Annotated in this window: 19 protein-coding genes and 1 pseudogene; 9 read left to right on the forward strand and 11 right to left on the reverse strand. The window is 58.9% G+C overall.

The window, feature by feature from the left end; all coding sequences use genetic code 11:
- Nucleotides 1-473: 473 nt before the first annotated feature.
- From AC07VY_RS18575 to AC07VY_RS18605, 7 genes are all read right to left on the reverse strand, one after another.
- Nucleotides 474-1,322 (reverse strand): hypothetical protein, encoded by an 849-nt coding sequence (locus tag AC07VY_RS18575; RefSeq protein WP_495098753.1) that lies wholly within the window; start codon nt 1,320-1,322, stop codon nt 474-476.
- 56 nt (nt 1,323-1,378) lie between these two features.
- Nucleotides 1,379-2,104: a putative type VI secretion system effector gene (locus AC07VY_RS18580; protein ID WP_495098754.1), complete on the reverse strand. Its 726-nt coding sequence runs from the start codon at nt 2,102-2,104 to the stop codon at nt 1,379-1,381.
- Nucleotides 2,101-4,923, reverse strand: coding sequence for a T6SS effector BTH_I2691 family protein (locus tag AC07VY_RS18585; RefSeq protein ID WP_495098755.1), 2,823 nt, complete (start codon nt 4,921-4,923; stop codon nt 2,101-2,103). Before AC07VY_RS18585 ends, AC07VY_RS18580 begins: the two co-directional genes overlap by 4 nt.
- A gap of 56 nt (nt 4,924-4,979) precedes the next feature.
- A complete protein-coding gene (locus AC07VY_RS18590; RefSeq protein WP_495098756.1) occupies nt 4,980-5,984 on the reverse strand; it encodes a hypothetical protein in 1,005 nt (334 codons plus the stop codon).
- A 14-nt stretch (nt 5,985-5,998) separates the two neighbouring features.
- Entirely contained in the window at nt 5,999-6,610 is a 612-nt protein-coding gene (locus tag AC07VY_RS18595; protein ID WP_495098757.1) for a DUF2345 domain-containing protein, read from the reverse strand.
- Between the two features lie 611 nt (nt 6,611-7,221).
- Nucleotides 7,222-8,520: a hypothetical protein gene (locus AC07VY_RS18600; protein ID WP_495098758.1), complete on the reverse strand. Its 1,299-nt coding sequence runs from the start codon at nt 8,518-8,520 to the stop codon at nt 7,222-7,224.
- Between the two features lie 203 nt (nt 8,521-8,723).
- Complete coding sequence (locus AC07VY_RS18605; RefSeq protein ID WP_495098759.1) at nt 8,724-9,260, reverse strand: HEPN domain-containing protein; 537 nt, start codon at nt 9,258-9,260, stop codon at nt 8,724-8,726.
- Nucleotides 9,261-9,348: 88 nt separating this feature from the next.
- Here AC07VY_RS18605 and AC07VY_RS18610 point away from each other — a divergent pair, with 88 nt between their 5' ends.
- From AC07VY_RS18610 to AC07VY_RS18630, 5 genes and pseudogenes are all read left to right on the forward strand, one after another.
- The gene (locus tag AC07VY_RS18610; protein ID WP_495098760.1) at nt 9,349-10,881 is read left to right on the forward strand and encodes a TIGR02677 family protein; all 1,533 of its coding nucleotides are present in this window, start codon (nt 9,349-9,351) and stop codon (nt 10,879-10,881) included.
- Nucleotides 10,878-12,158, forward strand: a complete 1,281-nt coding sequence (locus AC07VY_RS18615; RefSeq protein ID WP_495098761.1) for a TIGR02678 family protein — start codon at nt 10,878-10,880, stop codon at nt 12,156-12,158. The genes AC07VY_RS18610 and AC07VY_RS18615 overlap by 4 nt, the downstream gene beginning before the upstream one ends.
- On the forward strand, nt 12,155-16,345 hold the full coding sequence (locus AC07VY_RS18620; protein WP_495098762.1) for a TIGR02680 family protein: 4,191 nt from the start codon (nt 12,155-12,157) through the stop codon (nt 16,343-16,345). The genes AC07VY_RS18615 and AC07VY_RS18620 overlap by 4 nt, the downstream gene beginning before the upstream one ends.
- Nucleotides 16,342-17,709 carry a TIGR02679 family protein gene (locus AC07VY_RS18625; RefSeq protein ID WP_495098763.1) on the forward strand — a complete coding sequence of 456 codons (1,368 nt, stop codon included), beginning with the start codon at nt 16,342-16,344 and terminating at the stop codon, nt 17,707-17,709. The genes AC07VY_RS18620 and AC07VY_RS18625 overlap by 4 nt, the downstream gene beginning before the upstream one ends.
- A 194-nt stretch (nt 17,710-17,903) precedes the next feature.
- Nucleotides 17,904-19,087 (forward strand): annotated as a pseudogene (locus AC07VY_RS18630) (IS3 family transposase).
- Between the two features lie 321 nt (nt 19,088-19,408).
- On the opposite strand, the gene AC07VY_RS18635 reads toward AC07VY_RS18630, so the two are convergent.
- Both AC07VY_RS18635 and AC07VY_RS18640 read right to left on the reverse strand, forming a co-directional pair.
- Nucleotides 19,409-19,993, reverse strand: a complete 585-nt coding sequence (locus tag AC07VY_RS18635) for a scabin-related ADP-ribosyltransferase (RefSeq protein ID WP_495098764.1) — start codon at nt 19,991-19,993, stop codon at nt 19,409-19,411.
- A 242-nt stretch (nt 19,994-20,235) separates the two neighbouring features.
- The gene (locus AC07VY_RS18640; RefSeq protein WP_495098765.1) at nt 20,236-20,526 is read right to left on the reverse strand and encodes a helix-turn-helix domain-containing protein; all 291 of its coding nucleotides are present in this window, start codon (nt 20,524-20,526) and stop codon (nt 20,236-20,238) included.
- Nucleotides 20,527-20,613: 87 nt separating this feature from the next.
- Here AC07VY_RS18640 and AC07VY_RS18645 point away from each other — a divergent pair, with 87 nt between their 5' ends.
- The 4 genes from AC07VY_RS18645 to AC07VY_RS18660 all read left to right on the forward strand — a co-directional run bounded on the left by AC07VY_RS18645 (nt 20,614) and on the right by AC07VY_RS18660 (nt 22,975).
- Nucleotides 20,614-20,916 (forward strand): hypothetical protein, encoded by a 303-nt coding sequence (locus AC07VY_RS18645; RefSeq protein ID WP_495098766.1) that lies wholly within the window; start codon nt 20,614-20,616, stop codon nt 20,914-20,916.
- A gap of 54 nt (nt 20,917-20,970) precedes the next feature.
- Nucleotides 20,971-21,330 (forward strand): hypothetical protein, encoded by a 360-nt coding sequence (locus AC07VY_RS18650; protein ID WP_495098767.1) that lies wholly within the window; start codon nt 20,971-20,973, stop codon nt 21,328-21,330.
- Nucleotides 21,331-21,338: 8 nt separating this feature from the next.
- A complete protein-coding gene (locus AC07VY_RS18655; protein WP_495098768.1) occupies nt 21,339-21,899 on the forward strand; it encodes a hypothetical protein in 561 nt (186 codons plus the stop codon).
- 197 nt (nt 21,900-22,096) lie between these two features.
- A complete protein-coding gene (locus AC07VY_RS18660; RefSeq protein WP_495098769.1) occupies nt 22,097-22,975 on the forward strand; it encodes a hypothetical protein in 879 nt (292 codons plus the stop codon).
- 70 nt (nt 22,976-23,045) lie between these two features.
- Here the strand turns inward: AC07VY_RS18660 and AC07VY_RS18665 are convergent, their stop codons facing one another.
- Entirely contained in the window at nt 23,046-23,609 is a 564-nt protein-coding gene (locus tag AC07VY_RS18665; RefSeq protein ID WP_495098770.1) for an antitoxin Xre/MbcA/ParS toxin-binding domain-containing protein, read from the reverse strand.
- Between the two features lie 226 nt (nt 23,610-23,835).
- Nucleotides 23,836-24,084 (reverse strand): hypothetical protein, encoded by a 249-nt coding sequence (locus AC07VY_RS18670; protein WP_495098771.1) that lies wholly within the window; start codon nt 24,082-24,084, stop codon nt 23,836-23,838.
- Nucleotides 24,085-24,530 lie beyond the last annotated feature (446 nt).

Consider the following 24,530-nt stretch of genomic DNA (forward strand, 5'->3'; position numbering starts at 1 on the left):
TATGGCCTTTGGCTCACATGGAGGCCCACCGAAAGTACTAGCCGGCCCATCTGCGATGGTTGCGCACTTGGCCAAGAGTTTGTTGGGCGGCAGAGTGCTGGGGACGTGCCTTGCGAGGAGGAAACATAAACTCTCATTTGCCTTATCTTCGTCCAAAAAATGTTCTGAGATCTCAAGGCGCCTCCTCAATATGGGGGATAACGATAGAGGTCGATGCAGAGAGCTCTGGGCCGTTTTACTTTGAGTGGGGGAAATATGCGATTAATCGGTTCTCTATCATGACGGCACTCGGGGTGCCGTCTGGTTGTACTAGCCGGTTGTCTTTAAAGTATTGATGGGACGCGGCGCGCAAATTCCCCAAGGGTACCTGCCTACTCAAGTTGATGGCTTCAATCCGCATGGTTCCTCCCGTCTATTGTTCTTACCCCGCGTGGTGGCTATCCACGCCCCCGCTTTGCAATATTTTTAAGTCGCTACTGTTGTCGATACCGGCAGGCGTGGATAACGAGCTGCACCGCTGTTTGCAAACGCATGACCCCTTGCGCATGTACCCAGCATTCGCCTGTTTGCGAAAGCTGCGCGGTAACTCTCTCCGCCTCCAGCCAGGCGGTTGATAAGCGACGATCCTGCAGTCTCTGCCCGAGGTCGGGGCGTACATCTTGCAGGCTGCAGCCTAGGCCTGCCAGGCTGCCCAAGGCGTAGGCAAACCTCACTACCGTCTCCTCCATGGCGACAGGGAAATCCAGCTGTGGAAAGTTTTCCAGCAGTCGCTCCAGGCCTCTCCAATCGTCGTAGAGATTTGCGCCATCAAAGTAGCTGTAGCGGTTGGCGAAATATTCGGTCCACAGCGAGAAGCACGACTTATAAATATGATTTGGGACGCCATCCATACGGCAGTGCTGTCTGACCCATGATCGCTGCAAGCCGACGTCATGCAAATGGCAGAGCTCGTGCATGAAGATGCGAAAACCTTGGTTTTTTGCCTCTGGCGCCTGGCTCAACATCTGTTGCAAAACCCAGGGGTGGATGATCAAGGCAACCCCGACCTGTGTGGGCACGACGACCCCCACCGTCGTTTCGGCAAGCTCCATGTAGCGATCATCGTAGACGCACCCATCGTCTTCATAAAGGCCCATGGCTTGCCTATAGTCATGGGCGATGACCAAGCAGTCCAAGGCGTCGAAAGACAGGAAGGGGTGGCGATCCAGCAGCATCGCCGCACACTGCTGCACCACCGCAGCCTTGAGGTCCGCCTCTTCTTTCGAAGCAGCAAAAATCTTGATTGCGCTCAGTGGCGAGTCTAATGCGTCAGGCAAGGCCAAACCTTCTCTCCCTGCGTCGGGTTCCAGTGCCAAAGGCTTGCGCGGAAACCTGCTTTTTAGTAATAGAAGTAGAACCGCCCATATTCCACTGCATCCTCCGTAGAGCGCCGGGTTTTGGTCCGCATTTTCAGGTCGATGCTGGATGGGTTTGGCCAATCCAAGGTGCGGAAGACTTTCTCTGCGACCCGCACGAATGGAAGCCATTTACGGGAAAGGCTGAAGACCATTGCGCCGAAAAATGCATAAAAGCCAAAAGCACCCCATTGCAAAATACCTTCGGCGATGACCTTTTGAATTACGTCACGCATCATGAACGCTACAAAGACCGTACCGGAACTTCCCAGAATCAACCACCACTTAATGGCTTTGAGGTAATGCTTTAGCCGACCTCTTGCGCAATGGGGATACAGCGCAACCGTTCTGTCCTCTGGACGAGCAATGCCGAAGGCTTCGTAATGGTTGCCGACCCATTCAGCCGCTACTTCAACCTCATCCCCCTCCTTAAATGGGCTGCGCCACACCCAACCCTCAACCTGCCGGCCGTTCAGCGTGAACTCTACAAAATCAGCTTCCTCCTCCAAGTTGCTGGCGTTCCCAGCCGTCGCTATGGCCTGGCCACCCAGACCCGCCATACCGGCGGCAATGGCCGCCACGCCCATCTTGGTTCTGTCCGTTTCTGTGAACACAAAGCTGGCCCTGGCGCGCGTGCACTTGTAATTTTCAATTCGTCCGCTGAGCTTTATCAGCCCGTGTGCGTTTGGTTGTTCGACAAAGTTAGTCATGCTGCAAGTCCCACATCAATCAACGCTTCTTGTAGCTTTTCTTGCTGCTGTTTAACCGTCTTAAACGCAGCTGGTGCCTTGTGATTGCTGCCCAAAGCGCTCAGCGAGCACCATTCCTGCAGCTTGTCGTCAGAGATGATCCAGATAAAGACCTGGATACCAAATACGCCCACAGTGATCCAGGTACCAGCTGCCATGAACAAAATGCGGGTTGCAATGACTTCGGCAGCAGCGCCGCTGATGGCACGGACGGCGACACCAGCGGCAACACGGCCTGTAAGGCGTTCTATGAGCGGTGCGGCATACGTGAATGTGGTTGCAACGGTTAAAGCAACACCGGCCCCGCCAATAAAAGCCTTCCCATAGAACATAAAGGCCAATCCATATTGCCCCTTATCTACAGACTTTCCTCCATCCACCACGTCCAATCCCACGCCAATCGCGGAAGCACCGGCCGATAACACCCCACCCCATAGCTTCAGCCGCTGGTAGCTCCAACTTTCCGCGCCCAACAGGTTCTTGGCGGGTACGCTGGCCACGTCAAACAGGGCCGCGCTGATGGTAATACTGGATGCCGCCAGGCTCCACCAGGTCTTGAGGTCGTTCTTGGTGCGGCATTCAATCAGCAGTTTTTGAAAGTTAAGACCTTCAATCAACATGACCACCACGGCCAGCCGTGCGTCTCGGATGGCGTTGCCCCCATCCTTGTGGGTGGTTTTGAAGTTCTCCCATGCATGGCCCAGCTCTGCCGTTTGCGCTGTCTTCATGGCAGGACTGTCGCTGGCAAGAAATGTGCGGGCAGTGCGCAAACGCTCCAGCAACGTACGCCGCTCAATGGCCTGCGTTTTGGCCTGCTGCACGATGAGGTTGATGGAGTCCGCCGGGGCCACGAAAGCGCGAAGGGCAAACATGTGCTGGATGATCTTTTCGCTCAAGAAGTCGCCCAGGCCATCGACCCGGAAACGCCGAAACACCCGGTCGCCCACCGTAACGGCAATTTTGTCGGCGCCGCGCATGTTTACCGGGGCAATCGTCACTCCAAACGCTTTGCTGCCTTTCTCACTGCTGGCGTTGACGTTGGCGTTGTAGGCGCTTACAGCCTTCTTGTAGGTATCGGCAAAGGCTTTGAGGGTTTTGGCCAGGTAGCCTTCTATCGTCAAGGCACTGGCTACCGTACGCTTGGCCTGGTGTTGTTCGGCCTCCTGCAGTGCCGCATCCACCTCCGCGATACCCTCCTGCTGGTTCAGCGCAATCGCCCGCCACAGCAAATTTCCTTTCACGCTGGCTTTGGCTTCCTTCACCCAGGCGTCGATCTTGGCGGCTCCGGCCTTGCTGGAGCCCATACCGAATACCGCATCGCCAATGGCGTCTTCAAACAGCACACCGTCACCCACGCTGGTACCGTGGAAATCCTCCAGCGTGTCGATCAACAGCGATGCTTCCAGCCAGTGGATAAGTGTTTCTGTGCGTTTGTCGACGATGGCGTCGGCTTGGGTCAACAGTTTGTCCCACTGCCCTTTGAATTTGTCGAATGCGGCCTTGTCCAGCTTGCCTTCGTACTTGCTCCAACTGCGGGCGATGTCGTCTTTCTTGTTGTTGGCCAGGTTGGTGGAGCGGGTTTTGGCTTTGTTCTCACGGTAGGCGTCGATCTTGGCGTACTCGGCCTCCATGGCTGCTGGGTTGTTGCTGTTTTGGGCGATAGTCTGGCTACGTTGGGCCTTGTAGGTGGCCGCATCTATCTGGCCTGCTTTGTACTTTTCGTCCAACTGGTACAAGGGGCGGCCGAGTTGGGCCGGGTCGTCCTTGGCGTAGCGCTGCACGGCTTGCATGCGCATGCCGCTTTCTTGCGGGTCTGGCATGTGCGAGGTATTTGTGGCAATACTGTCCCAGCCGTCGTTGATCCTGTGCTCCAGGGCCTTTTTGACACCATCGAGCGCGTTCAGCGCGGTGATCTGCAGCTCGCGTTCGTCGCCGTACAGTTTGAGCCAACCCGCCGCGTCGTTCCGGTAGCCGTTGAGTTCGTGGGTGATGCCGATGGCATCCCACAGGGCCAGCACATGTGGGGTGTTGTAGGTGCCGTCGGTCTTTTTGCCGCGCTCTTTCATGTAGCGCACCGTTTCGTCGGCGCCATGTTGCCGCAGACACCAAGGGGTGCGTGTACTCACCTTCGCCAAGCGGTCGGCTTTGAAGCTGCCGTCCTCGGTGCTGAAGGCCCCTGCGTCGATGTTGTAAGGCAACTGTGTGGTTTGGAATCCCGGAGCGTACTCCAGTACTTGCTCCAAGGTCTCCTTGGTCGCCACCGCGCCATGGCTGTGTTTGGCACCCTCGGCCATTTGTGCCGGGTGGATGGTTTGCATGCGGGCGTTGCGCAGCTTGGTATTGCTGGTGTATTCCTTGACGGTCTGTTCGCTCCAGCAGTGCTCGCTGAAGGCGATCCAGGTGGGGCCACACTTTTCTGGTTTATCGATGATTAGGTGGTGCAGCCGGGCATTGCTGTGCCCTTGGGTTGCGCAGGCCAGCGTAGCAACCGGTTTGGCCATGGCGGGGTTGGGCTGCTTCACCAGGACGCCATCCTGGGTGACGGCATAGCACTCCCACAGATTCGCCCCCCGCGCATGGCTGGCATAGAACAAGTAGACAAAGCCGGCGCGCAGGGTGCGCAAAGCGTAAGCAAAGTCTGCGGCGAGCGGCACCGTTTTGACCCGGTCACCACTGGTCCAGCCGGGCAGCGTGGGCTGGACGGCGGCTGGCACCACGGCATAGCGGACCGGCATGATGGGCAGACCACTGGCCTTGCAGTCACCACAAAGATTCGGCATGGGCATCTACATTATTCTTTCGTCAATCTAAGGGCGGACTGCCATTTTCTTGGGGGTCAACGGCCCACCGAGGCCAGCGGAGCGCTACGGACACGTTGCCAATCCTCCTCGGTCAACGTCGATACCAATCCGCTGAAGTAGTCATCACTATGGCGTTCAGCCAGCACGGCATGTACCAAGGGGTGCGCATCAAAGTGCGGGTGGACGCACAAAGCATATTCTGCAAAGCTCGCCAAATCCCCCGCGTCCTCGAAACCCCAGACCTTGGCACGCCGCAAGGCGGCCATACCGACCTTGCGCAGTACCTCCAAGTCCTGTGGTGGATGCCCATGGTCGGAGAGGCGCTTGCGCAAACCATGGTTAAAAGCGGCAATGTGGTCGATGTCGCTCCATTGTTGCGCGCTGAAGAACGGCGGCCGTGGCGCCAACCCGCAGTGCGCCGTCGCTGGCGTAGCTTGCGGTTGCTCCTCAACGGCCTGCAACACAACCAGCTTGCCTAGCGGGTCGAGCAGCCACCAACGCTGTATGGAGCCCAACCACGCGCGCTGCTGTTCGGCAGTCAATAAAGGCCACAGCGCCCACAGGACAGCCGGGTCATGCCACCTTAACAGGCTCATATGACCACGTGCGTGGGGCAACACCATCGCCTGGCCCAGGGAGGCAGCGGCTAGACGGGCATGCCCATCCACCGTCGGGTCGATCTCCAGCCAACCGGCAATGCGCCGTCCTCCGCCGGAATTGAGTGCGTCCGTTTGCAGCTCCGCTAGGGCCAACATGACGCTGTCCCGCAAAAATCCACTATCTCCAGCGTGTTCGAGATTCAACGCACACCAACGTGGTTGCCATTGCGGCGCAATATTCGGATGGCGTAGAGGGACGGGTAGCGCCTCGTCATCCAATTTGATTTGTAGCGGCGCAAATGCCTCTGGCAGGTCTTGTTCTGCGCCGTCTACCGCCAGCCATAAAGCGGCCCCAGATTGCTTGGCCATCTGAGCATGCAAGGCTTCGCAAATAGCGTCGACTTCTTGTGCATTGGCTATGTCGTTTGGCGACTCCGCCATCAGGGTTCCACCCATCACAGCGCGACTGTCCCAGCTTGTTCCGCTGCAGCTGCCGACATAGCCTTGGCGCAGCCTTTGACGTCCAGGGCTTTGGGCATATCTGGCGCAGTCGCTGACGCACTCCCGGGGCCGGTCAGCTCCACCGCACTGGCTTTGAACGCCATGGTGCCGGAGCCCTGGATGGTGATGTTGCCGCCTTCCAAGCGCAGGCCGGCTCCACCCGCCGTGAGCAAGATGTGCTTGGATGCGGTCACCGAGACATCTGCGGCCACGCTGGCGACCGTGACATCCTGGTCGGCAGTCAGGCGGGTCTGGCCGCTCTGGCTTTGGCTGCTGACTTTGCCGCTGGCGGCATGGAGGGAGATACCGGTTTCCTGGTTGGGTTGGCTGGTGTTGCTGACCTTGCCGTAGGTGAACAGGCTGACGCCGGCCTTGACGATGTTGTAGAAGCCACCCTGGACGGCGAAGTTGATGGCGTTTCCAGCAGTGATGTTGCTGGTATAGCCTGCGCTGAAGATGGCGCTTTCAGCCGTCACCGCGTAAATGCCCCCACGGCCACTGAGCTGAAGCAGGGGTTCGCTATAGGCAGTAACGCCTTCGCCTTCGGCGGGATTATCTTGGCTCATAAGGGGTTTGCACTCGAATGAATGTTGACCGTAGGGAAAGTTTTAAGGTGCGGTGGACCTCATCACTGGGAACTTACCAATCCTAGTCGCGGTATTTGCACGATCCATCCACAAAATGGATGAGGCTTTGGCTCAGACAAAGATCGAGCTGGACAGCGGAGCCATCACCGATGGCTGGAGAAATGACCTCTAAACTTGTCGATGGACAGAAACTGCCTCGGCAGAATCGTCGTCGGGATATGTAGTAAAACATCGGTGTGCTGAGGTGCTATAGACAAGGGATATGGTGCATGCTGTATGAGCAACACGATCGGCCCATCGAATTCGAGGACCAATGGCTCCTGCAACCAGCGTCGGTCCAGTAGGTGCTCTTGTAGCAGATCCAGAGGCGTCACCAGACGCGAGCCCTTGGCATCCTGGACCGAGATGCAGAAATGGACGGCAATGCTCTTGGTACAGTCCATCATGCCCTGCCCCCAGGGGCCACCACAAGAGTCCTAATGACTGCCATGCGACGAGCATCGGATGAAGCATCGCTAGCAGCTGAACTGAGCGAGCCAATACCCGGAGCGCCGCGCCGCATGACGCGGTTTGGTTCGCTGGTCACTGGACTATTGCTGCTTAGATATGGCCTTTTTTCGTTGCTCAAGGCAGGCCGCCTTGGTTTCTTGGTAGCGGACAAGTAACACGCCAACGTGTTGGGTGAAGTCGCGGTACGCGTGGGTGCTCAACGTTGTCAAACGTTTGAGCGAGGCCATTGTTTTTCTGCTGGCATACTTAATGGCGTTGAGTATCCAAGAGGGTGGACGGACCACGTCGTCTTTGACCATCGCCCTTGAAGCGTTGGCCAATTTCCCTCCAGCCAGAATCGCTACGAGGAGGAAACCGAAATAACGTAAATTGTGTCCCCGTTCAATATCGTGGATACGTCGGTCGGATTTTCCCATGGAGGCGTGGAACTGTTGAATTGCCCTCGCATAGTCGGGTGGTGGAAAAGCCAGCGGCGTGTCAGCGTCCTGGATTGACAAGGCCGCGTCCATGGGAACTTTTTGGCATTGTTCCGGCTGTTGGCCTTGAGCGCAGGCCCAGTTGTTCAGCGCCCCAATCTGCAGCTCCAACACGGGATCGCTTGCGAGCGTAGTAGTCCAGCCGGGCGGCTCGATCTTGGCGCGCACATTGCTTTTCATGTCGAGGTAGCTGAGCACGCCCCACTTCAACTCCGGGGCCAGTGCGCACAAGGCAGGAGAAAGCTCCGCGGTCTCTGGCAGAGCGCACAAGACCTCGAGACGTTTTTCCGCCGTGCGAAACAGTTGCAGTGTATGGACCATGCGGTCGTCGGCGTTCGCCAAGTCAGTCTTATAGGAAGAAAGGCCAGAGTCCACCACGAAGTACAGGGCGGTGATCAGTCCAAGGGTGTACCAGATGTGGTCATAGGCGTTCTTAAAGGTTGTTTTTCCCCAGAGCGAACTAAGCAGCAGGATGGCGGACCAGCCGCCGACCAGGCATATGAGCAGATTGGCCGCCGCCGATTCCATGCTGCCGGGGAAACCTTCGTCGAAACGAAATACGTCCGGCCCCATTCCGAGAATATCCGGCATACAGCCGAGCATGCTCAGCAGGCCGGGGAGCGACCACAAGATCAAACCAGCATAGCCGACCCATTTGTTCAGGTAGAAGCAGGCGCGTATGTTCAGCAGGAACACGACGACGAGGACACCGGTGAGGATGAGGGCCAAGTTGGCAACACCCATCCGCGGATTAAGGTTCATAGGATAGAAGATGGTGTCACCGACCTGCATCGGCGGAGTGTTCAGGTATTTGAACAGGCTCAGGCCCTCGAGGTTTTGCGCCACCCCCCATGAGGCCAGATGACAAAGCGTTAGATATGGTTGGAAGAACTGGAGAAGCATCAGCGGTCGGTGGTGTTCATCAAGCGAAATACTCTTACGAGCAACTAGCCGTGCCTAAAATGTAAGTAAGAAAAATGGTGGTTGCTGCCATTAGGTGTTAGGCGAATAGGTACTCTCGCCGCCAAGAGCAGACATTCCCGCGCCTTGTCCACACGTTTCCTTCATCGCTGTGACTGCAAGCCAGGACCCCTGCATCCAACCGGTCAAGCCTTCGTTGCCTTCTCCGTAGCTTCCACCAAGCTTTTCAAGAACCTGATGGCCTTCTCCAGTTCGTCCTTGCGTATGAGGTGGGCCGCAGGTACACCGGCGTTCGGAGCTTTTGAGCGATGCACCGCCTCGCCACGCTTCTTGATCAGCGCATCGAGCTCCAGGCGGGCGCGGGTGCTGTCGTAGTTGTTCCACTGCCAGCCGGCCACAACATCGATGCCCAGAAAGTCGTAGAACAACCTGCAGGTCTTCTCGGCGTTAGGATTGTTGAACTGCTTGAGCGTCATCTGTAGATGCCGCAGCACGAATTTATTTTGGAAGCTGTCGTTACCCTCGCCAAGCCGTTGCTGCACGGCTTCCTGCACACGGTCTTCAACATAGGTCTCCCATGCAGTGCAAGCCATGATGAGCCCTGCCCGCTTCAACACTTCTGCATTCGCAGGAGGGGGAAGAACGTTGATGGCGTTGAAGTGATCAAGCAGTTCCACCGCATCCTTGATGGAACTGTCAAATGTCTCTCTGGCTGTTGGCATGTGGAACTCTCTTAGATGGCCCGCTTTAAATCGCGGTTACTATTTATAACAATAGTCCCAAGACGTATTTATAGGGAGGAGCAGTTCCATGCAGAAGACGACTACGGCAGCGGAGCTTTTCCAGCACCTAAATGTAGAAAAGGCTGCGTTCTACCGCTCCATCATGGACGTCTTCGCGGCAGCTAAACGGCAGTACCGGCTCCAATTGCGTCCTGATGAGGTGCTGGCGGAGGCTGATTGGCCCACCCCTTCTCCTCGCATCGAGGAAGTCAACGGTGCGTTGGCTCAGTTGGCCGCCTGGGGCAATCTGGAATCGCAACCCGACACCGCGCGCGTGTCGTCGCTAAGTGACTTCTATCGTGCGCGGTTTCTCTATCGCCTGTCCCATGGCGGTGAAGCCGCGGAAGCCGGTTTGTCCGTCTTTTTTCAAACCTTGCGGCGCCGAGCCCAACTGCAAACCGTCGCATTGGAGGATATCGCTAGCGGTCTTCTGTCACTGCGGCACCTCGTCGACGAATCGGCCTCGGCTGACGGAGCGGATGTCGCCAAGATGCACGAGATCTTGCGAGACCTGGTTCGCGTGTTTGAGGACTTGGCCGAAAACGCCCAAGCATTTATGGCAGGTGTGGCGCGCAGCCTAGAGCTCCAGCAGGCCGAGGCCAATATGGTCATCGCCTACAAACGGCGACTGATCGACTACCTGGAGCGCTTCATGAGCGACCTGGTGCGCCGCTCGGACGGCATCGCCCAACTCATTGAATACCTTTCGCCGCGTATGGACGCCGTCTTTCTTCAGATCGCCGCGCGCGAGGCGCGAGACACGGCGCCTGGCGATGCGCAAAACCGAACAGACGAAGAGATGCGTCGCTGGCGCGCATGGCGAGAACGGTGGAAAGGACTTCGAGGTTGGTTCCTGGCGACAGGCGCCGAACCGCCCCAGGCTGAACTGCTGCGTGCGCGAGCCCGTGCTGCCATTCCACAGTTGCTGGGCGCGATCGCCGCCATGAATGAACGGCGCAGCGGGCGCAGCGATCGCTCGGCGGATTTCCGAACATTGGCCCAATGGTTTGCCGCCTGCGAGACCGAAGGACAGGCGCACCGTCTGGCGCGTGCTGCCTTTGCGCTCCAGCCAGCACGGCATTTCTCGCTCAACCCGCAAGCGGAAGAGGATCTACCACCCAGCACCTCCTGGGCGGAGGCGCCACCGTTGCAGATCAGCCCGCGCCTGCGCGAGTATGGCGAAGCGGCACCGCGCGGTGCGCTGTCACGCGTGCGTGATCGTAGCGTCGAACGTGCACTGATGGCGCAGCAGCTAGCCGAGGAATCACGCCAGGTCGATGCGGCGCGCCAACGGCTGGCCATCGGTCGCGCCACTCGGCTGTCTGAACTGGGCGATTTGGATACGCACGCATTCGGACTGTTCCTGAGCTTGCTCGGCGAGGCTTTGGCGGAACAGTCAAGTCCTGAGCAGAGTGTCGAGCGTCAAACCGGGGATGGACTGCTGCAGATCCGCATGGAACCGTTGGAGGGCGATAGCCAAGCCCAGATTCGCACGCCAGCGGGCATCTTCTCGGGCAGAGACCACCTACTCACGATCGCCTTTACGCAGGCGCCGATATGAGTACGCGCCCCCTACCCCGCCAAGACAACCAGCGCCTGGGAGAACTCCAAAAGGCGCAGCAGCAAGACGAGTTCAGTCGCAGCGTTCGAGCGCTTCTGATGCGCCCATTGATGGCGCCTGGTAACGAGGACTTCCCAGCCGTCCGGCGCCAAGCTGAACGACTACGCGACTGGTTTGCGCGGGAAGCCGGCTGGCCCCTGCATGTCGAGCGCGAGGGTGCCCGACTGTTCAAACGTCCGGCGAACCTGGCCGACGACACCCGAGGTCTGCCGGCCTACGACAAGCGCCGTTATGTCCTGCTCTGCCTGGCCTGCGCTGTGCTCGAACGGGCCGATCCGCAGATCACGTTGCAGTTGCTGGGCGAGCGCGTGGTGCAGTGGGCAGCGGAGGCCACCTTAACTTCACGCGGGTTCGAGTTCGCATTGCGCAGTTCTGCGGATCGCCGGGATCTCGTCGCCGTCTGCAGGACTCTGCTGGAACACGGTGTGCTGCAACGCGTGGCGGGGGATGAGGAAAGCTTCATTCACGACCACCGCGCGGCCCAGCACGATGCGCTCTACGACGTGCAACGCCGCATGTTGGCCGGCATGCTCGCGGCCGTGCGTGGACCGTCCACGTGGCGGCAGGAAGACATGCCCGTCGATTTCGAAGACAGGCTGCGGTCATTGGCGGTTGAGCATGCGGTCGATGGCGAACAAGGACGCCGAGATACCCTGCGCCACCACCTCGCACGCCGGCTGTTGGATGACCCGGTGATCTACACGGCCTCCCTGGGCGCTGACACACAGGCCTATTTCGTCAACCAGCGTGGTGCCATGGCGGGACGGCTTTGCGACGCTACTGGCTTGGTCGCCGAGCAACGCGCCGAAGGGCTGGCACTGACCGACGAATCCGGGCAACTGACCGACATCTCGATGCCTGCGGAAGGTACCGAGGCCCATGCCACGTTGCTGGTCGCGGAACACCTCGCTCAGCGTTTACGCGATGCGCAAGCTTCTCCAGTCACCACGGACGATGCGATCGCCGCGTTCTTGCGGGGCGCGATGGACCGGTATGGCCGCTATTGGCGCAAATCGGCGCGCGAGCCCGGCGCCGAGAAGGAACTGGCCAGCATCGCGCTGGGCAGGCTGAACAAACTTCAACTCATCGCACATCAGAACGGCCAGATCCGCCCACTGGCGGCGATAGCTCGATTCGCCATCGGTGAAACTCAGATCCACCCGCCTGCCACACAGTCCGTGCGCAAGGGCTCAGCAGATACGCTCTTCGACGCATGACAGACGCACTCTTTGATTCGCCCTCATCGTTGCGCCCAGCGCTGCCAGAACCGTTGCGTGAGCGCTGGCAACCTCTTAGGCTCGGCCTGGTTGAGCTATTCCACTACGACAGCGAAGAGTTCTGGTTCAGAGATGGCCATTTGCTTCTGCGTGGCAACAACGGCACAGGCAAATCAAAGGTGCTCTCGCTGACCTTGCCGTTTCTTTTCGATGCGAATCTGAGGCCCTCGCGGATCGAACCAGATGGCGATAACGGCAAGAAGATGGCTTGGAACCTGCTGATGAGCGGCTATCAACGCCGCATCGGCTATACCTGGATCGAGTTCGGTCGCCGAATGGCGGACGGCACGCACCGCTACCTCACGCTGGGGGCAGGTCTGTCCGCAGCCACGGGCAAGACGCAGGTGGAGAGCTGGTTCTTCATCCTCGAAGGGGCTGCGGCAGGCGAAGACCCCCGCATCGGCCAAGACATCTGGTTGACCAGCGAACAGCGCGTGGTTCTCACCCGAGAACGTCTGCGCGATACGGTTGAAGCACAGGGGCGGGGCAAGATCTTCGAAAACGCCCACAGCTATCGGCGAGGGGTCGACGAACGCTTGTTCCAACTGGGTACAAAGCGCTATGAAGCGCTAATGGATACCTTGATTCAGTTGCGCCAGCCCCAGTTGTCGAAGAAGCCCGACGAAGCGGGCTTGTCCCATGCGCTCACCGAGGCGCTCCCGCCGTTGCCGACGGAGTTGCTCGGCGACGTCGCCGAAGCACTGAACCAGTTGGAAGAAGATCGCATCCAGCTGGACGAAACACGCCAACTGGAACGCGCCGTTCAGCATTTCGAGCAGCGGTACCGGACATACGCGGGCACGCTGACGCGCCGACAAGCGAGAGAGCTGCGACAGGCTCAGACCGGTTTTGACAACGCCAGTGAGGACCGCAGCAAGGCGAGTGCGGCACTGATGACCGCTCAAGCCGACGAGGCCCAAGCCATCACCGATCACGAGGATGCGAAGCGGCGTCTGATTGCTGCCCGGGAACGACTGGAAACGCTCCAAAGCGATCCTGCCAATCAGGACGCCAACCGCCTGAGCCAGGCCGAGAAGGATGCGTCGGAGCGGCAAGAGGAAGCGAAGACAACCCTCCGGCAACGTGACAGTGCGCGGCAAGCCCTGAGTCGTGAAGAAGAACGCAGTCGTCGCTCGAACCAGCGCTTTGAGGCGGCAAAGCAGGAACTACTGGCCGCCCGGGCACGGTGCGCTTCGGAAGCTGCGCTGGCCGGCACGGACGCTGCGCTCGTGGACAACCCGCTCGCTGCGCTGGCGCTGGAGGATCTGGCACAGTTTCCGATCGCGCAGATCGCAGTTGCGGCAGCTCTGCTGCGGGACGCTGCGAGCAAACGGCGCGAGAGCATCCGCCATCTCGAACAACGTCACGTCGCCGCAGCGAACAAGCAAACGGCGCTACAGACAGCGCAATCCACGCAACGCGATCTGCAGGCAGAACTGGAAGAACTGGCTGAATCTCGTGCCATTGCCGATCAGGAAGCAGAGAGTGCAGGCAACGAATTGGCAAACGCATGGTCCGCCCATTGCGCCCGCCTCGTGCAGCTTCGCTTCGACGTCGTGGAGCCACTGGAACAGCTCGCCACATGGGTTGCCTTGCCCGAAGGTCCCAACCCGATCTATGCGGTTTTGACGGAGGCCTATCGGCAGGCCGCCCTGCGGCACGCGGGTAAGCAGCTCACATTGGAAAACCGAGGGGGCGATCTGAAGCAGGAACGCGCGGAGCTCGCCGAGGAGAGAGATCGGCTGGCGGCCGGCCACGATGCGGCACCGCCGCCGCCGGCCACGCGCATGCCGGGTGTCCGGGATGAGCGAGCTGGCGCACCACTCTGGCAACTGGTCGACTTTCTGCCCCATGTGGAGACGGAAGAACGCGCCGGGCTGGAAGCGGCGCTCGAAGCCTCGGGCCTGCTCGATGCATGGCTCTCGCCCGATGGAGTCTTGACGCACGCTGACGGCACGCCGCTGCTGGACAACGTATGGGTGCAACGGTCTTTTGTGACTACCGACAGCCTGGCCAAAGTGCTTCAGGCGGTCGTGCCCGACGACAGCAGTGTTACATCGGATCTCGTGGCTGATATCCTCGTGACGGTCGCATGCGGCTCGAACGATTCCGGCGAGGCCGAATCGTGGATTGGAACCGACGGTCGATACCGCCTCGGCGCATTGGCGGGAGCTTGGAGAAAACCCGAGGCCGTCTACATCGGCCACACCGCCCGGGCGCGCGCGCGGCAGCGCCGCCTTGAAGAGATCGCCACGCGGCTCCTGGCAATCGACGAGGAAGATGCACGGCTGGTGCAAGAGATCGAAGACTTGGCGGCAGCCCGCCGCAGCGCGGAACGTGAATGGAGCGAAGCGCCTTCGGATAGTCCGCTTCACAAGGCAATCCAGGCGGCTGCCAGCGCAGCACGCGACGTCCTGCAGGCCGGCAAGCGCCTTGATGTCGCCGATAGCCAATGCAGAACCGCAGAGTCAGAACTACAGGCAGCACGCGACGCCGTGGAACGCGACGCCGCTGACCTTCAATTGCCGAGCGCACTCGACGACTTGTCGCCCGTGTCGGATGCACTGGACCGGTTCGCCGATGCCCATCAGCAAGTAACGCAGGCCGCGCGTGAATGGTGCAGCGCCGGACCTGATCATCTCCAACAGCAAGAACGGGAGGAAGAAGCGCGCGGCGCTGTGATGGAACGGGAAGAAGAGTTGGCCAGTGCCGACGAGCGGGCAGAGAAGGCCAAGACGCGCTACGACGTCCTCCAAAGCTCCGTCGGCGCGAAAGTCGAATCCCTCCGCCTGCAGCTCACTGCCGCGGCGAACGAAGTGAGAGGCGCTGACAGCGCTGAAGACATCAGTCAGACCAAGCTCACGAAAGCCAGCGAAACACGCGCCGTCGCCGGCACACAGGCGGAGGGCGCAGAAAGGCTGTTGGACGATCGCGCCGTCGTTCGCGCCCAAGCCATTCAGCGGCTCCAGCACTTCGCTGACAGCAGTCTGCTGGCTTCCGCGCTACCGGATTTTCCGATCCCAGATCAAGCTGCTCCCTGGACCATCGACCCCGCGCTGAATCTGGCAAGACGGGCAGAGCAAGCACTTGCCCAGGTACCGGACGATGACACCGCCTGGGGACGCATCCAGCGTCAAGTGGCTGAAGACCTGACCGAGTTGCAGCGTGCGCTGAGCGCATTGGGCCACCAGGCCACCTCCGAGCCCAACGACTGGGGCTTCTCGGTACACGTCATGTATCAGAACCGGCCTGAGCGCCCCGACTCCCTGGCCGCCCGACTGGCCGATGACATCGCCCAGCGCACCGAGTTGCTTTCCGCCAAGGAGCGAGAAGTCCTGGAGAACCACTTGCAAGCCGAGATCGCTGCTGAAATCCAGCGCCTCATGCGAACTGCGGATAAGCAGGTAAACGCTATCAATGAGGAACTTCACAAGCGCCCGACTTCCACGGGTGTGCGCTATCGGCTTCAATGGCAACCGCTGACCGCCGAAGAAGGGGCGCCGGCTGGATTGAACATTGCGCGCGAGCGTTTGCTCAACAGCAGTTCCGATATGTGGTCGACGGAAGACCGGCGAGTCGTGGGCGTCATGCTCCAGGAACAGATCGCCATGGAGCGCGCACGGTCGGATGCCGATACTGCTGGCCCCGGCGGGAGCCTTATGGACCAATTGACCCGCGCACTGGACTACCGTCGTTGGCATCGCTTCCGTGTGGAGCGTCAGCACCAACAGGGTGATCCGTGGCGCAAACTGTCCGGACCTGCCTCCAGTGGCGAACGGGCACTTGGTCTGACGGTCCCTCTTTTCGCGGCGATTTCCAGCTTCTACGGACGGGGTGGCAGTCCGTATGCGCCCCGCTTGATGTTGCTCGACGAAGCCTTCGCGGGCATCGATGACGCAGCGCGTGCTCACTGCATGGGGCTGATCCACGAGTTCGATCTCGATTTCGTCATTACCAGCGAGCGAGAATGGGCATGCTACGCGGAGCTGCCCGGCGTTTCCATCTGTCAACTGCAGCGGCGCGAAGGGATGGATGCGGTGTTCGTGTCCCGCTGGCTCTGGGACGGTCGAGCGAAACGACGCGAAGAAGACCCGGACCGGCGCTTTCCCACGCCCTTGCAGCCATGACGATGACCTCTGACATCGATCCAAAGTTGAAACGCCGGCTCGGTGGATCCGAGCTCAGTGCCTTGCGCCGTCGCTTGAGGCGGCACTTCGAGCGCCATGGTGACAATCCTGACAAAAGGGTTCTTCAGCTCACGGGCCTCAGCCCCACCGAGCATGAAGCCCTGGCGTTGATCGTCGGTCTCCCGTCTCGCTTTACCCCATCCGTTCGCATCGATATCGCTCAGTTCGATGCCGCTTTGCGCAATGCGCAGATTTCAGGGTCGCTGCGCGAGGCACTGGAGCGCATCGACGGACCTCTGATCCATCGGACCGCAGCCAAAGAAGAACTGCGCGCACGCTGGGCCGTGGCCCTCAACACCTCGACGTCGCATTTGGCACTCAGCGCCTGGCTGCAGACAACCTCCGCGCCCAGCCTGATCAAGCGCATGGCCCGACAAGATCCCGACACAGCGATCAAACTGCTGAAGCAGGTCGATGCGGTTTTGCAGCATCTGCCGGCGGCGGGTTTGACACGCGCTCAGCTGGCGGCCGACGTGCTCGGCAACGCGCATGCTCTCGACGGCGGTCAGCCGACGGCCACCTTGGTATTGGCTGTCTTGCGGCACAGCGTCAACGATGCCGCGCGGGAGCATGACCCACCAGACGCCGCCACGGACGCGGAGAACATCAACCGTCCCGCAGAGCGTGCGCGGGAGACGTGGGCACAGGCGGGTATCCTGGTCAATGAACTAGCCCGCCCTGTCCTGTTTCTGAACTTACCGGTCGATCGCGGATCCTTTCCACCTGCGGCGCTGGGGGAGCCAGGATACCTGTCGCTGCGCCAGTTGCTGCGAACGCAAATCGCGTGGTCTGTGGCTGACCAGGCCGTCTATGTCTGCGAAAACCCCAACATCGTGTCCATCGCGGCAGACAACTTGGGCTGCGCCTGCGCGCCACTTGTCTGCACGGATGGAATGCCTGCAGCCGCCCAGAGGGTGTTGCTGACGCAACTCGCCAACGCCGGTGCAAAGCTGCTTTATCACGGTGATTTCGACTGGGCTGGCATTCATATCGCCAACTACGTCATGCGGTTGTGCACAGCTACACCGTGGCGGTTTCAGTCAGACGACTACCGTCAAGCCTTCGGGTCATGCCCACAGAAAGAGCGGGATATCTCGGACATCACCGTGACGGCTTCTTGGGATCCAAGCCTGGGTGCCATCATGCAGTTGCATGGACTGGCGATCCCGGAGGAAGCTGTTGCATCCCTTCTGATTGACGATCTAAAGTCTTCGGGGAAGCCATTGCCTGAGGGCCATGCAACTAGCGAGAACGGCAGCTGTGTTGACGTCAACTGCAGAATGACCAAACCGCCAGTAATTTAATGACAACCCCGAGCACACGTAGAACGAAGCTGGGTGTGCCTTTCCCGATAGATAAGATCTATCAGTTCGGCATTGGCACAAGCGCGCTGAACTGGTCAATCCAAGGTCGGCTGTAACAGGCCAGTGTCTGGAAGGGTGTGCTGGTCTAATTCCCCCGGACACCTCGATAGGTGGAATCCACCTGGACGAGGAATATGACCAAGAAACAAAGACGGACATTCAATGCGGAGTTCAAGCTGCAAGTCGTGCAGATGATTCGCGAACAAGGCTTGAGCGTGATTGAGGTCTGCCGCGACCTGAAGCTGGGAGAGACAGCCGTAAGGCGCTGGCTGACGCAAGCCGATGAAGAGGCTGCAGGCCGCCCCGGCATCGGCAAACCGCTCACCGCCGAGCAGCAACGCATCCGCCAGTTGGAGGCCGAGAACAAGCAGCTGCGCGGCGACGTAGATATCCTAAAAAAAGCGTCGGCCTTCTTTGCCCGCGAGCTTCGATGAGCTACCAGCTCGTCGACCAGTTGCACAAGAAGGCCATCACCGTTGAGCGGCTATGCCATGTGCTGGGCGTCAGCCGTTCAGGCTACTACGGTGCCCGTCAGCGCGCCAAGCTCGCGCCCAAGGCCTGCCTGGTCAGCACGCAGCTGAAGGCCGAGTTCGCCGCCAGCGGCAAGGTCTATGGCAGCCGTCGCCTGGGTGCGGTGCTGCGTGCCCAGGGGCTGCATATCGGGCGTTACCGAGTGCGGCGTTTGATGCGTGAGCACAGACTGCGGGCCGTGTGGCGGCGCAAGTTCGTCCACACCACCGACAGCGGTCATGCGCTGCCAGTCTCAGGCAACGTGCTGGCGCGGCGCTTCAACCCGAGCGGCCCCAACCAGGCCTGGGTGAGCGACATCACCTACATCCGCACGCGCAGCGGCTGGCTGTATCTGGCGGTGGTGCTGGACCTGTATGCGCGCAAAGTCGTGGGCTGGGCGATGGCGCCGACCATGCATGCGGAGTTGGTGTGCTCGGCACTGCAGTTGGCCATCGCGCAGCGCCAACCTGCACCTGGGTTGATTGTTCATTCCGACCGGGGCAGCCAGTACGCCAGTGCGCTGCATCAGGCACTACTGGCGCGTCACGGCCTCGTCGGCAGCATGAGCCGCAAGGGCAACTGCTGGGACAACGCGGTGATGGAACGTTTCTTCCTCAGCCTCAAGACGGAGCGGGTCTAGCAGCGCGACTACGCCAACCACACCGAGGCAATGACAGACATCGCTGACTACATCGTGGGCTTCTACAACAGCGTACGGCTGCATTCCAAACTGGGTAACTTGCCACCCAATGCCTTCGAGCAGCAATCGGCAATCAAACTACCTATCGTTGTGTCCGAAAAAACTTGACCAGCACAGGGTTCCACCCTTGTCGTTAGGGCCTCAATATGGTTAAGGGCGTCGGTAAGCTCGCTGCGCGCATGCTCCCCCATCCTGACAACCCAGTCTTTGCGCTCCTTGTCGGTCAGTAGAGAGACAGGGATGTTCTTGAAGAAAGGGCCCCGCGCGCTGCCGGAGCTGGCTCGCTGGCTTGGCTTGCATCGTCTCATCTCTGTGTAAGCCACCACTGACCTAAAGCTTTTCGGAGCCATTCGCCAGTGCCAACCAGATACTCTCCCGCATCCTCATGGTGAATACAAAATTCTTGAAATGCATTCAAGATTTTAAGCTCTACAACGGCATGAAATTGGTAGGAGCCGTATCAATGGCATACGCTACTACAGCACTGCTTGGAATGTGCCTATGAAAGACCACCTCAGCCTCAGCCTCGTGAAACTCACGAAGTGGGAAGAACCATTTCACACAGTCAATTCCGCCTCGAGGCTCAATTTTGTAAACAAAGCCCTGCGGAACGTTCCTCTTTAATTTCTGACTCTGCGCAAATTCAACAGCGATGTCCAGCAGTTTGCTGCAGCTCACGTAACAGCTTGCACCTGTGGTGCGCTTGTGCTCCAAGATGGCGGTTGAACTCATCGATGCAGTAAAACCCTCAGCTTTAACGACGTTCGGGGGAAGCACACATCCTCGATACACGTACTGGACGTCTGCTGGGTAGCTATTTGGCGCAGGCACATTCTGATTTAGCGCAAGTACTGCCCCGATAATGGCGGTCTTTTCTGGAGGATTGGCCGCCACTACCGCATTGATAAGAGTACGAGCTTCGGCATCGGTGCATGGTGGAACCGTTGGAAAGACCGTCTTAAATTGGGCAAAGTCTCCAGCCTGCGCAAGTTGCGTTAGCAATTGAATGCTCATGCGATTTCACTCCCTTGTCATTGTTTGGTACGGATAGGCTCTCGTAGAGTCAGCGCAGAACTTGAATGTTCGAAGCCTTTTCAGGCGGCGCAGGACTTTATTATCGGGCACCACCTTGTCCGTCGCGGAAGGTCATAGCCTGGGTCGCCCAAATATGGTGGAGATGTTCCATCCGATGTATGCGCGTCAACGCCGCTTGAGTCTTGAAAAATCGCACCATCATGTATGGTTTCAGCGCGACTCTAGGACTTACGCACGACCTTCCCATGGAGATACGGCCGCGTTGTATGGGCATCCCAGCGCTTCAGAAGCGTGGCCATGAACTCCGTCAAATCCACATTCAATGCACGTAGCCAAGCGTGGAGCTCGACGATATCCACACGCCGGATTCCAGTTTCTGATTTGCTAACGGTGGTCTGCGGCATCCCCAGCGCAAGAGCCAATTCCTCCTGGCTTACACCGAGCTCTTTTCTGGTCTCCCGCAGCAATGCGATGAAGATCTTGTACTGCTCTGAGTGAAACGAATCGGGCATTCTGCGGGTCTCTGAAACCAGCAGAATCAATGCGAAAATCGAATATGCGAAAATCGGTTAAAACCAATTCATTCTCAGTACACGACTATGAAATCACAACTTCGTGGACGCACATTGCGCGTAGGACTTGCTAATGGATGCGAGCAAGCAGCCAAGAAACTCAAAGACCTCGGCTTTACCTCCGAGCGGGCTACGGATGTAGCCGAGGCCGCTATCAAATATGCCGGCGAGGAAACTGCTCAGCTCGTTCGTCAACTGACTCCTAAAAGTGCCTGGCCGGGAGCGGTGGTTATCCGCCGGCACTTGGACGTCCAGCGGGAAGAAACCTGGTTGATGCTGAAGCACGAAGGCGATATGGGTTGGACGCTGGACTCGGCACCGTTTGCTTAGGTAGCAAGCTTCCTCCCCGATTTTCTATTTCTCATCTCGTCTGCAAGGCTATCCATGGGCAATCCAAACGCGGTCATAGGCTCACGTCAGTTCTGGGGTGGCTACCTGGTATTGCTAGTGCCCCTGCTCAACTGGCTGGTGGGCTGTGTCTTCTTCCTTCTGGCTTGCTACCACTGCCTGTCGGGTAAACCGAGACTGGGACGTCTACTGGCATTTGCCATCGGATCCGCGGTGTGGGCGTTTTTCAGCCTGTACATAGGGCTGCTGGAGAAGGGGCAGATGGCTTTGGGCCTGGCCGGTCTTGCGGCCTTTCTGGTTTGGACCTGGATCATGCTGGCCTGGACGTACCGCTGGCCCGAGGATGCGGAAACACGCACCGCTACGGTGGAAGTCAACGGACGGATTGAGAGCTAGGAGCAGCGATGGCGCAAGGGTTTGAAACCAAGATCAAAATCTTGAAGTGGGGCATCTGGAATAACCAGGGCGGCAGGAACGTTGAATCCGTGTGGGGCGACACCGCCCTCAACAATGCAGCGATGTTCCAGCGCATGGCGGAAGCCGTGACGGAAATCAATGCCGAAGGCTGGCAGGTGGTGTCCACCATCCCCTTGGACCAAGGCGCCTACTTCGGTACCGGACTCATGAACCAGCAAGGTGCTGGTGCCGGCACCTGGGGCGGTGGCTATGGCTACGGCAGCAGTGCCACCGCCGGCACGGCCATGGTGCTGCAGCGGCAGATTGAGGATGCTGGGACGCCGGCAGCCGCGGAACGGGCCAAGGAGTACGCGGCCGAGCTGGAGAACAGTGCCAAGGCCTGGAGCATCCGCTACCAGCCTATCGAGAAGAAGATTGCCAAGAGCACTTTCTCCAGTAAGGAGGAGTTCTTCTTTGATGGGAAGGGGTACAGCAGCATGGTGCAGGCAGAGAAAGCACGCTCGGATGCGGCCACAGCGGCAGAGCTTGGAAGTCGGGCACCCGGGTAGCGTGTGTGTTGCCCTCAAACAATATTCACCATGGATTGAATCATGGCTGTTTTGCTTTGAACTATCTAAGTCGTTGATTGTTATGACATTTCAATGTGAATTGGAGAAATCACAATTTACTTTGAAAAGTAGCCAACTGTCTTGAAAACGGTGACAGTCAGAACCGGGAGGTCTTCAATCAAAAATGGAGGTCTGATATGGATACACCAACCCCGCCGACACCGCCGACCAATTTCCTGTCTTGGCTTGACTACGCCGTCGCCACCATGGACGTGCGCGGAGCACGCCTGGAGCGCATCTTTGATGAGGACGAGTCGCCATCACCGTCCCCGGACGATATCCGGGCTGCAGCCCAGGAGGAACTGGACCACCTCAGAAGCAAAGCAGCCATGCCGTGGATCGGTATGCTGGAGAACTGGCAGATGGCACTTTCCAAGCGACTGGGCCGCTCCGTCGAAGACATTCTTGAATACAACCTGCTGGCGGCAGATTTCTCAGATGACGGTGTTCACGTCCAATTCAAGGATGGCACCGATCTGACGTTCCGGCGGGCGTTTTACGTGGGTACAACACCCGCTGAGGGGGCCATTTATCGCGTCGCTGTGTTTACCGAGCATTGCGGGTCCCACGAGTTCTGGATCGGCCCAGGGGACCGGATTTCGGCAACGTCCACATCTGGCGCGCACTACACGCCCTCGGACGAAGATGTGGCATGGGACTCCATGGTGCCAGTCGGTCGTGAATTGGGAAGCCCTGATTTCGACAGACTGATGGACGAAGACGCGAAGAAGTTTGCGTCAGATTTAGCTCGCTGGATCCAGCGTAGCAGCGCCTCCCATGGGGCGCTACAACTGGATGAGGACCAGACATCAGACGCGCGCAATGTTCAGCAGGCCTTGCATGCGCTCGGACAAGACGTCACGGTCGACATCGCCGCTGCGGTGTGGAAGCAATATTCACAATCATTGGCAGCCAGCTGGATGTCAGGTGCGGATACGGTTCAGTCTGCTGCCAGAACCCTGTTTCTACATTGCCCCAGAGATCCGTCGGACCATGAACCCTTGAGTGACGGCTAACCGACCGCCAGAATCGTGAAGCACGTCGAGGGTGTTTATCTTGCGCAGATTCTTGAGAAGGAAGGTAGCGTCACACGAACACGCCCGCCTGCTTACGTTGGATGCCCTGCTCAAGGACGCGCAGTCCTTCGGGATTGCGCAGCATCTGGGCCGGCGTTCTGCCGCCCAGTTGCGGCTGGGTTTGCTGCATCCAATTCCCGAGCCACCCTCCCAGGTCGAAGCTCGGTAGAGCTTCCGGATCGCCGCTTTCGTCGAGCACACCCTGGACGGTTGCTGCTAAGCGCAAAAAACCCATCACCCTATGGCCCGCCACATCGGGCAGTGGCTCGTTCGCCTGTTCCCTGCGCCGGAACGTCCTGGGTGAGATGCCGATCATGTCCATGACAAACGATGCGGGCAGCTGGGTTGCTGCGGCAATCAGGTCAACCACATAGGTTGGAACACCCTCCTCAAGCGCTTCGAACAGGTCAGAGGCTGGCGCGTTCAGCACCTGACCGACGAGGTCGGCAAATATACGGCGCGACGCTGTGATGCTGGGGCGGCCACTGCGTCCACGGGCAATCCTCCAGAAGTTGGAAGGGCGCGCCGTAGCGCCAGTTGTGGTGCCGGCGGCAGAACGAGGGAGGCTGGGCATGGAAATCCAAATGGATGGTGGAGCCAAGTGGCAAGAATAAGCAGGTTGAAATCTCAACGCAACAACATGTATTTTTGGGAGTCCGTTGATCGGCTACAAACTGACGGATACCGAGCGGCCGGGTTCATGAAGACTGCAGGCATGTAGCCTCCGTCTATTCTCGGGCCAGCGCTGCGAACATAGGGTGTCGGCCAACCGGTGTGTCGACCATGCCAGATGATGGGGTTTATGTTTGCTGGCCCTCCAAGCCTGTTGGCACGTTGTGCCCACCGTGCCAATTGCCACTTACCCAGCTCTGCCAATCCGACGCATAGGCCGCCCTCTCGACGCCCTGTACGACCGGGCACTGGGCGCCGTACAAAGTGTCAGAAAACTGGTCCCGCCAGGGCTGCGGGATCTCGTTCAAGTCCACATAGAAGGGGCGTCCTTCTTGGTCGTGCACCGGCACGACTGCAATCAATTCATCGCGGGTCATAGAACATTTCCAGCTCCAGTGGTATCCACTGCCGAATCAGCAATTACCGTGTACGCGTCCATTCTCACTGCAGAGTCCAGCCACCATGCGCCTCCACATATTGTCAGACCTGCATCTGGATCACGCCACGTTTTCCATGCCAGAGGTTGAGAGCGATGTCCTGGTGCTTGCTGGAGACATTCTGTCCCCGGGCCACAGGGCGTCCATCTGGGTGGCCCAGCCTAGCGTATCCACATCGTTCCACAGCAGATCATCAAGGTGGCTAAACCAACAAGGGTTCTGCCGATACGTTCAAGAAGATCCGGCTTAATATCCAAATCCAGTTTCAACCTCACTCTCATTTTCATCCGAGCTCCCATTGTTAATCGAAGCCCCAGCCTAAGGGAAGCTCAGCTGAGGTTTACGTTCCAATACCTCAGAAAAGGATGTTTACATTGGTTTTGGAT

The sequence above is a fragment of the Rhodoferax sp. GW821-FHT02C08 genome (assembly GCF_059421805.1).

What these genes read in the sequence shown, in the direction of transcription:
- AC07VY_RS18600 (WP_495098758.1), bottom strand. Translation starts at nt 8,520, where the DNA reads ATGCTTCTCCAGTTCTTCCAACCATATCTAACGCTTTGTCATCTGGCC.
- AC07VY_RS18620 (WP_495098762.1), top strand. Translation starts at nt 12,155, where the DNA reads ATGACAGACGCACTCTTTGATTCGCCCTCATCGTTGCGCCCAGCGCTG.
- AC07VY_RS18660 (WP_495098769.1), top strand. Translation starts at nt 22,097, where the DNA reads ATGGATACACCAACCCCGCCGACACCGCCGACCAATTTCCTGTCTTGG.
- AC07VY_RS18610 (WP_495098760.1), top strand. Translation starts at nt 9,349, where the DNA reads ATGCAGAAGACGACTACGGCAGCGGAGCTTTTCCAGCACCTAAATGTA.
- AC07VY_RS18585 (WP_495098755.1), bottom strand. Translation starts at nt 4,923, where the DNA reads ATGCCGAATCTTTGTGGTGACTGCAAGGCCAGTGGTCTGCCCATCATG.
- AC07VY_RS18655 (WP_495098768.1), top strand. Translation starts at nt 21,339, where the DNA reads ATGGCGCAAGGGTTTGAAACCAAGATCAAAATCTTGAAGTGGGGCATC.
- AC07VY_RS18615 (WP_495098761.1), top strand. Translation starts at nt 10,878, where the DNA reads ATGAGTACGCGCCCCCTACCCCGCCAAGACAACCAGCGCCTGGGAGAA.
- AC07VY_RS18640 (WP_495098765.1), bottom strand. Translation starts at nt 20,526, where the DNA reads ATGCCCGATTCGTTTCACTCAGAGCAGTACAAGATCTTCATCGCATTG.
- AC07VY_RS18625 (WP_495098763.1), top strand. Translation starts at nt 16,342, where the DNA reads ATGACGATGACCTCTGACATCGATCCAAAGTTGAAACGCCGGCTCGGT.
- AC07VY_RS18595 (WP_495098757.1), bottom strand. Translation starts at nt 6,610, where the DNA reads ATGAGCCAAGATAATCCCGCCGAAGGCGAAGGCGTTACTGCCTATAGC.
- AC07VY_RS18605 (WP_495098759.1), bottom strand. Translation starts at nt 9,260, where the DNA reads ATGCCAACAGCCAGAGAGACATTTGACAGTTCCATCAAGGATGCGGTG.
- AC07VY_RS18635 (WP_495098764.1), bottom strand. Translation starts at nt 19,993, where the DNA reads ATGAGCATTCAATTGCTAACGCAACTTGCGCAGGCTGGAGACTTTGCC.
- AC07VY_RS18580 (WP_495098754.1), bottom strand. Translation starts at nt 2,104, where the DNA reads ATGACTAACTTTGTCGAACAACCAAACGCACACGGGCTGATAAAGCTC.
- AC07VY_RS18590 (WP_495098756.1), bottom strand. Translation starts at nt 5,984, where the DNA reads ATGGCGGAGTCGCCAAACGACATAGCCAATGCACAAGAAGTCGACGCT.
- AC07VY_RS18670 (WP_495098771.1), bottom strand. Translation starts at nt 24,084, where the DNA reads ATGACCCGCGATGAATTGATTGCAGTCGTGCCGGTGCACGACCAAGAA.
- AC07VY_RS18645 (WP_495098766.1), top strand. Translation starts at nt 20,614, where the DNA reads ATGAAATCACAACTTCGTGGACGCACATTGCGCGTAGGACTTGCTAAT.
- AC07VY_RS18665 (WP_495098770.1), bottom strand. Translation starts at nt 23,609, where the DNA reads ATGCCCAGCCTCCCTCGTTCTGCCGCCGGCACCACAACTGGCGCTACG.
- AC07VY_RS18650 (WP_495098767.1), top strand. Translation starts at nt 20,971, where the DNA reads ATGGGCAATCCAAACGCGGTCATAGGCTCACGTCAGTTCTGGGGTGGC.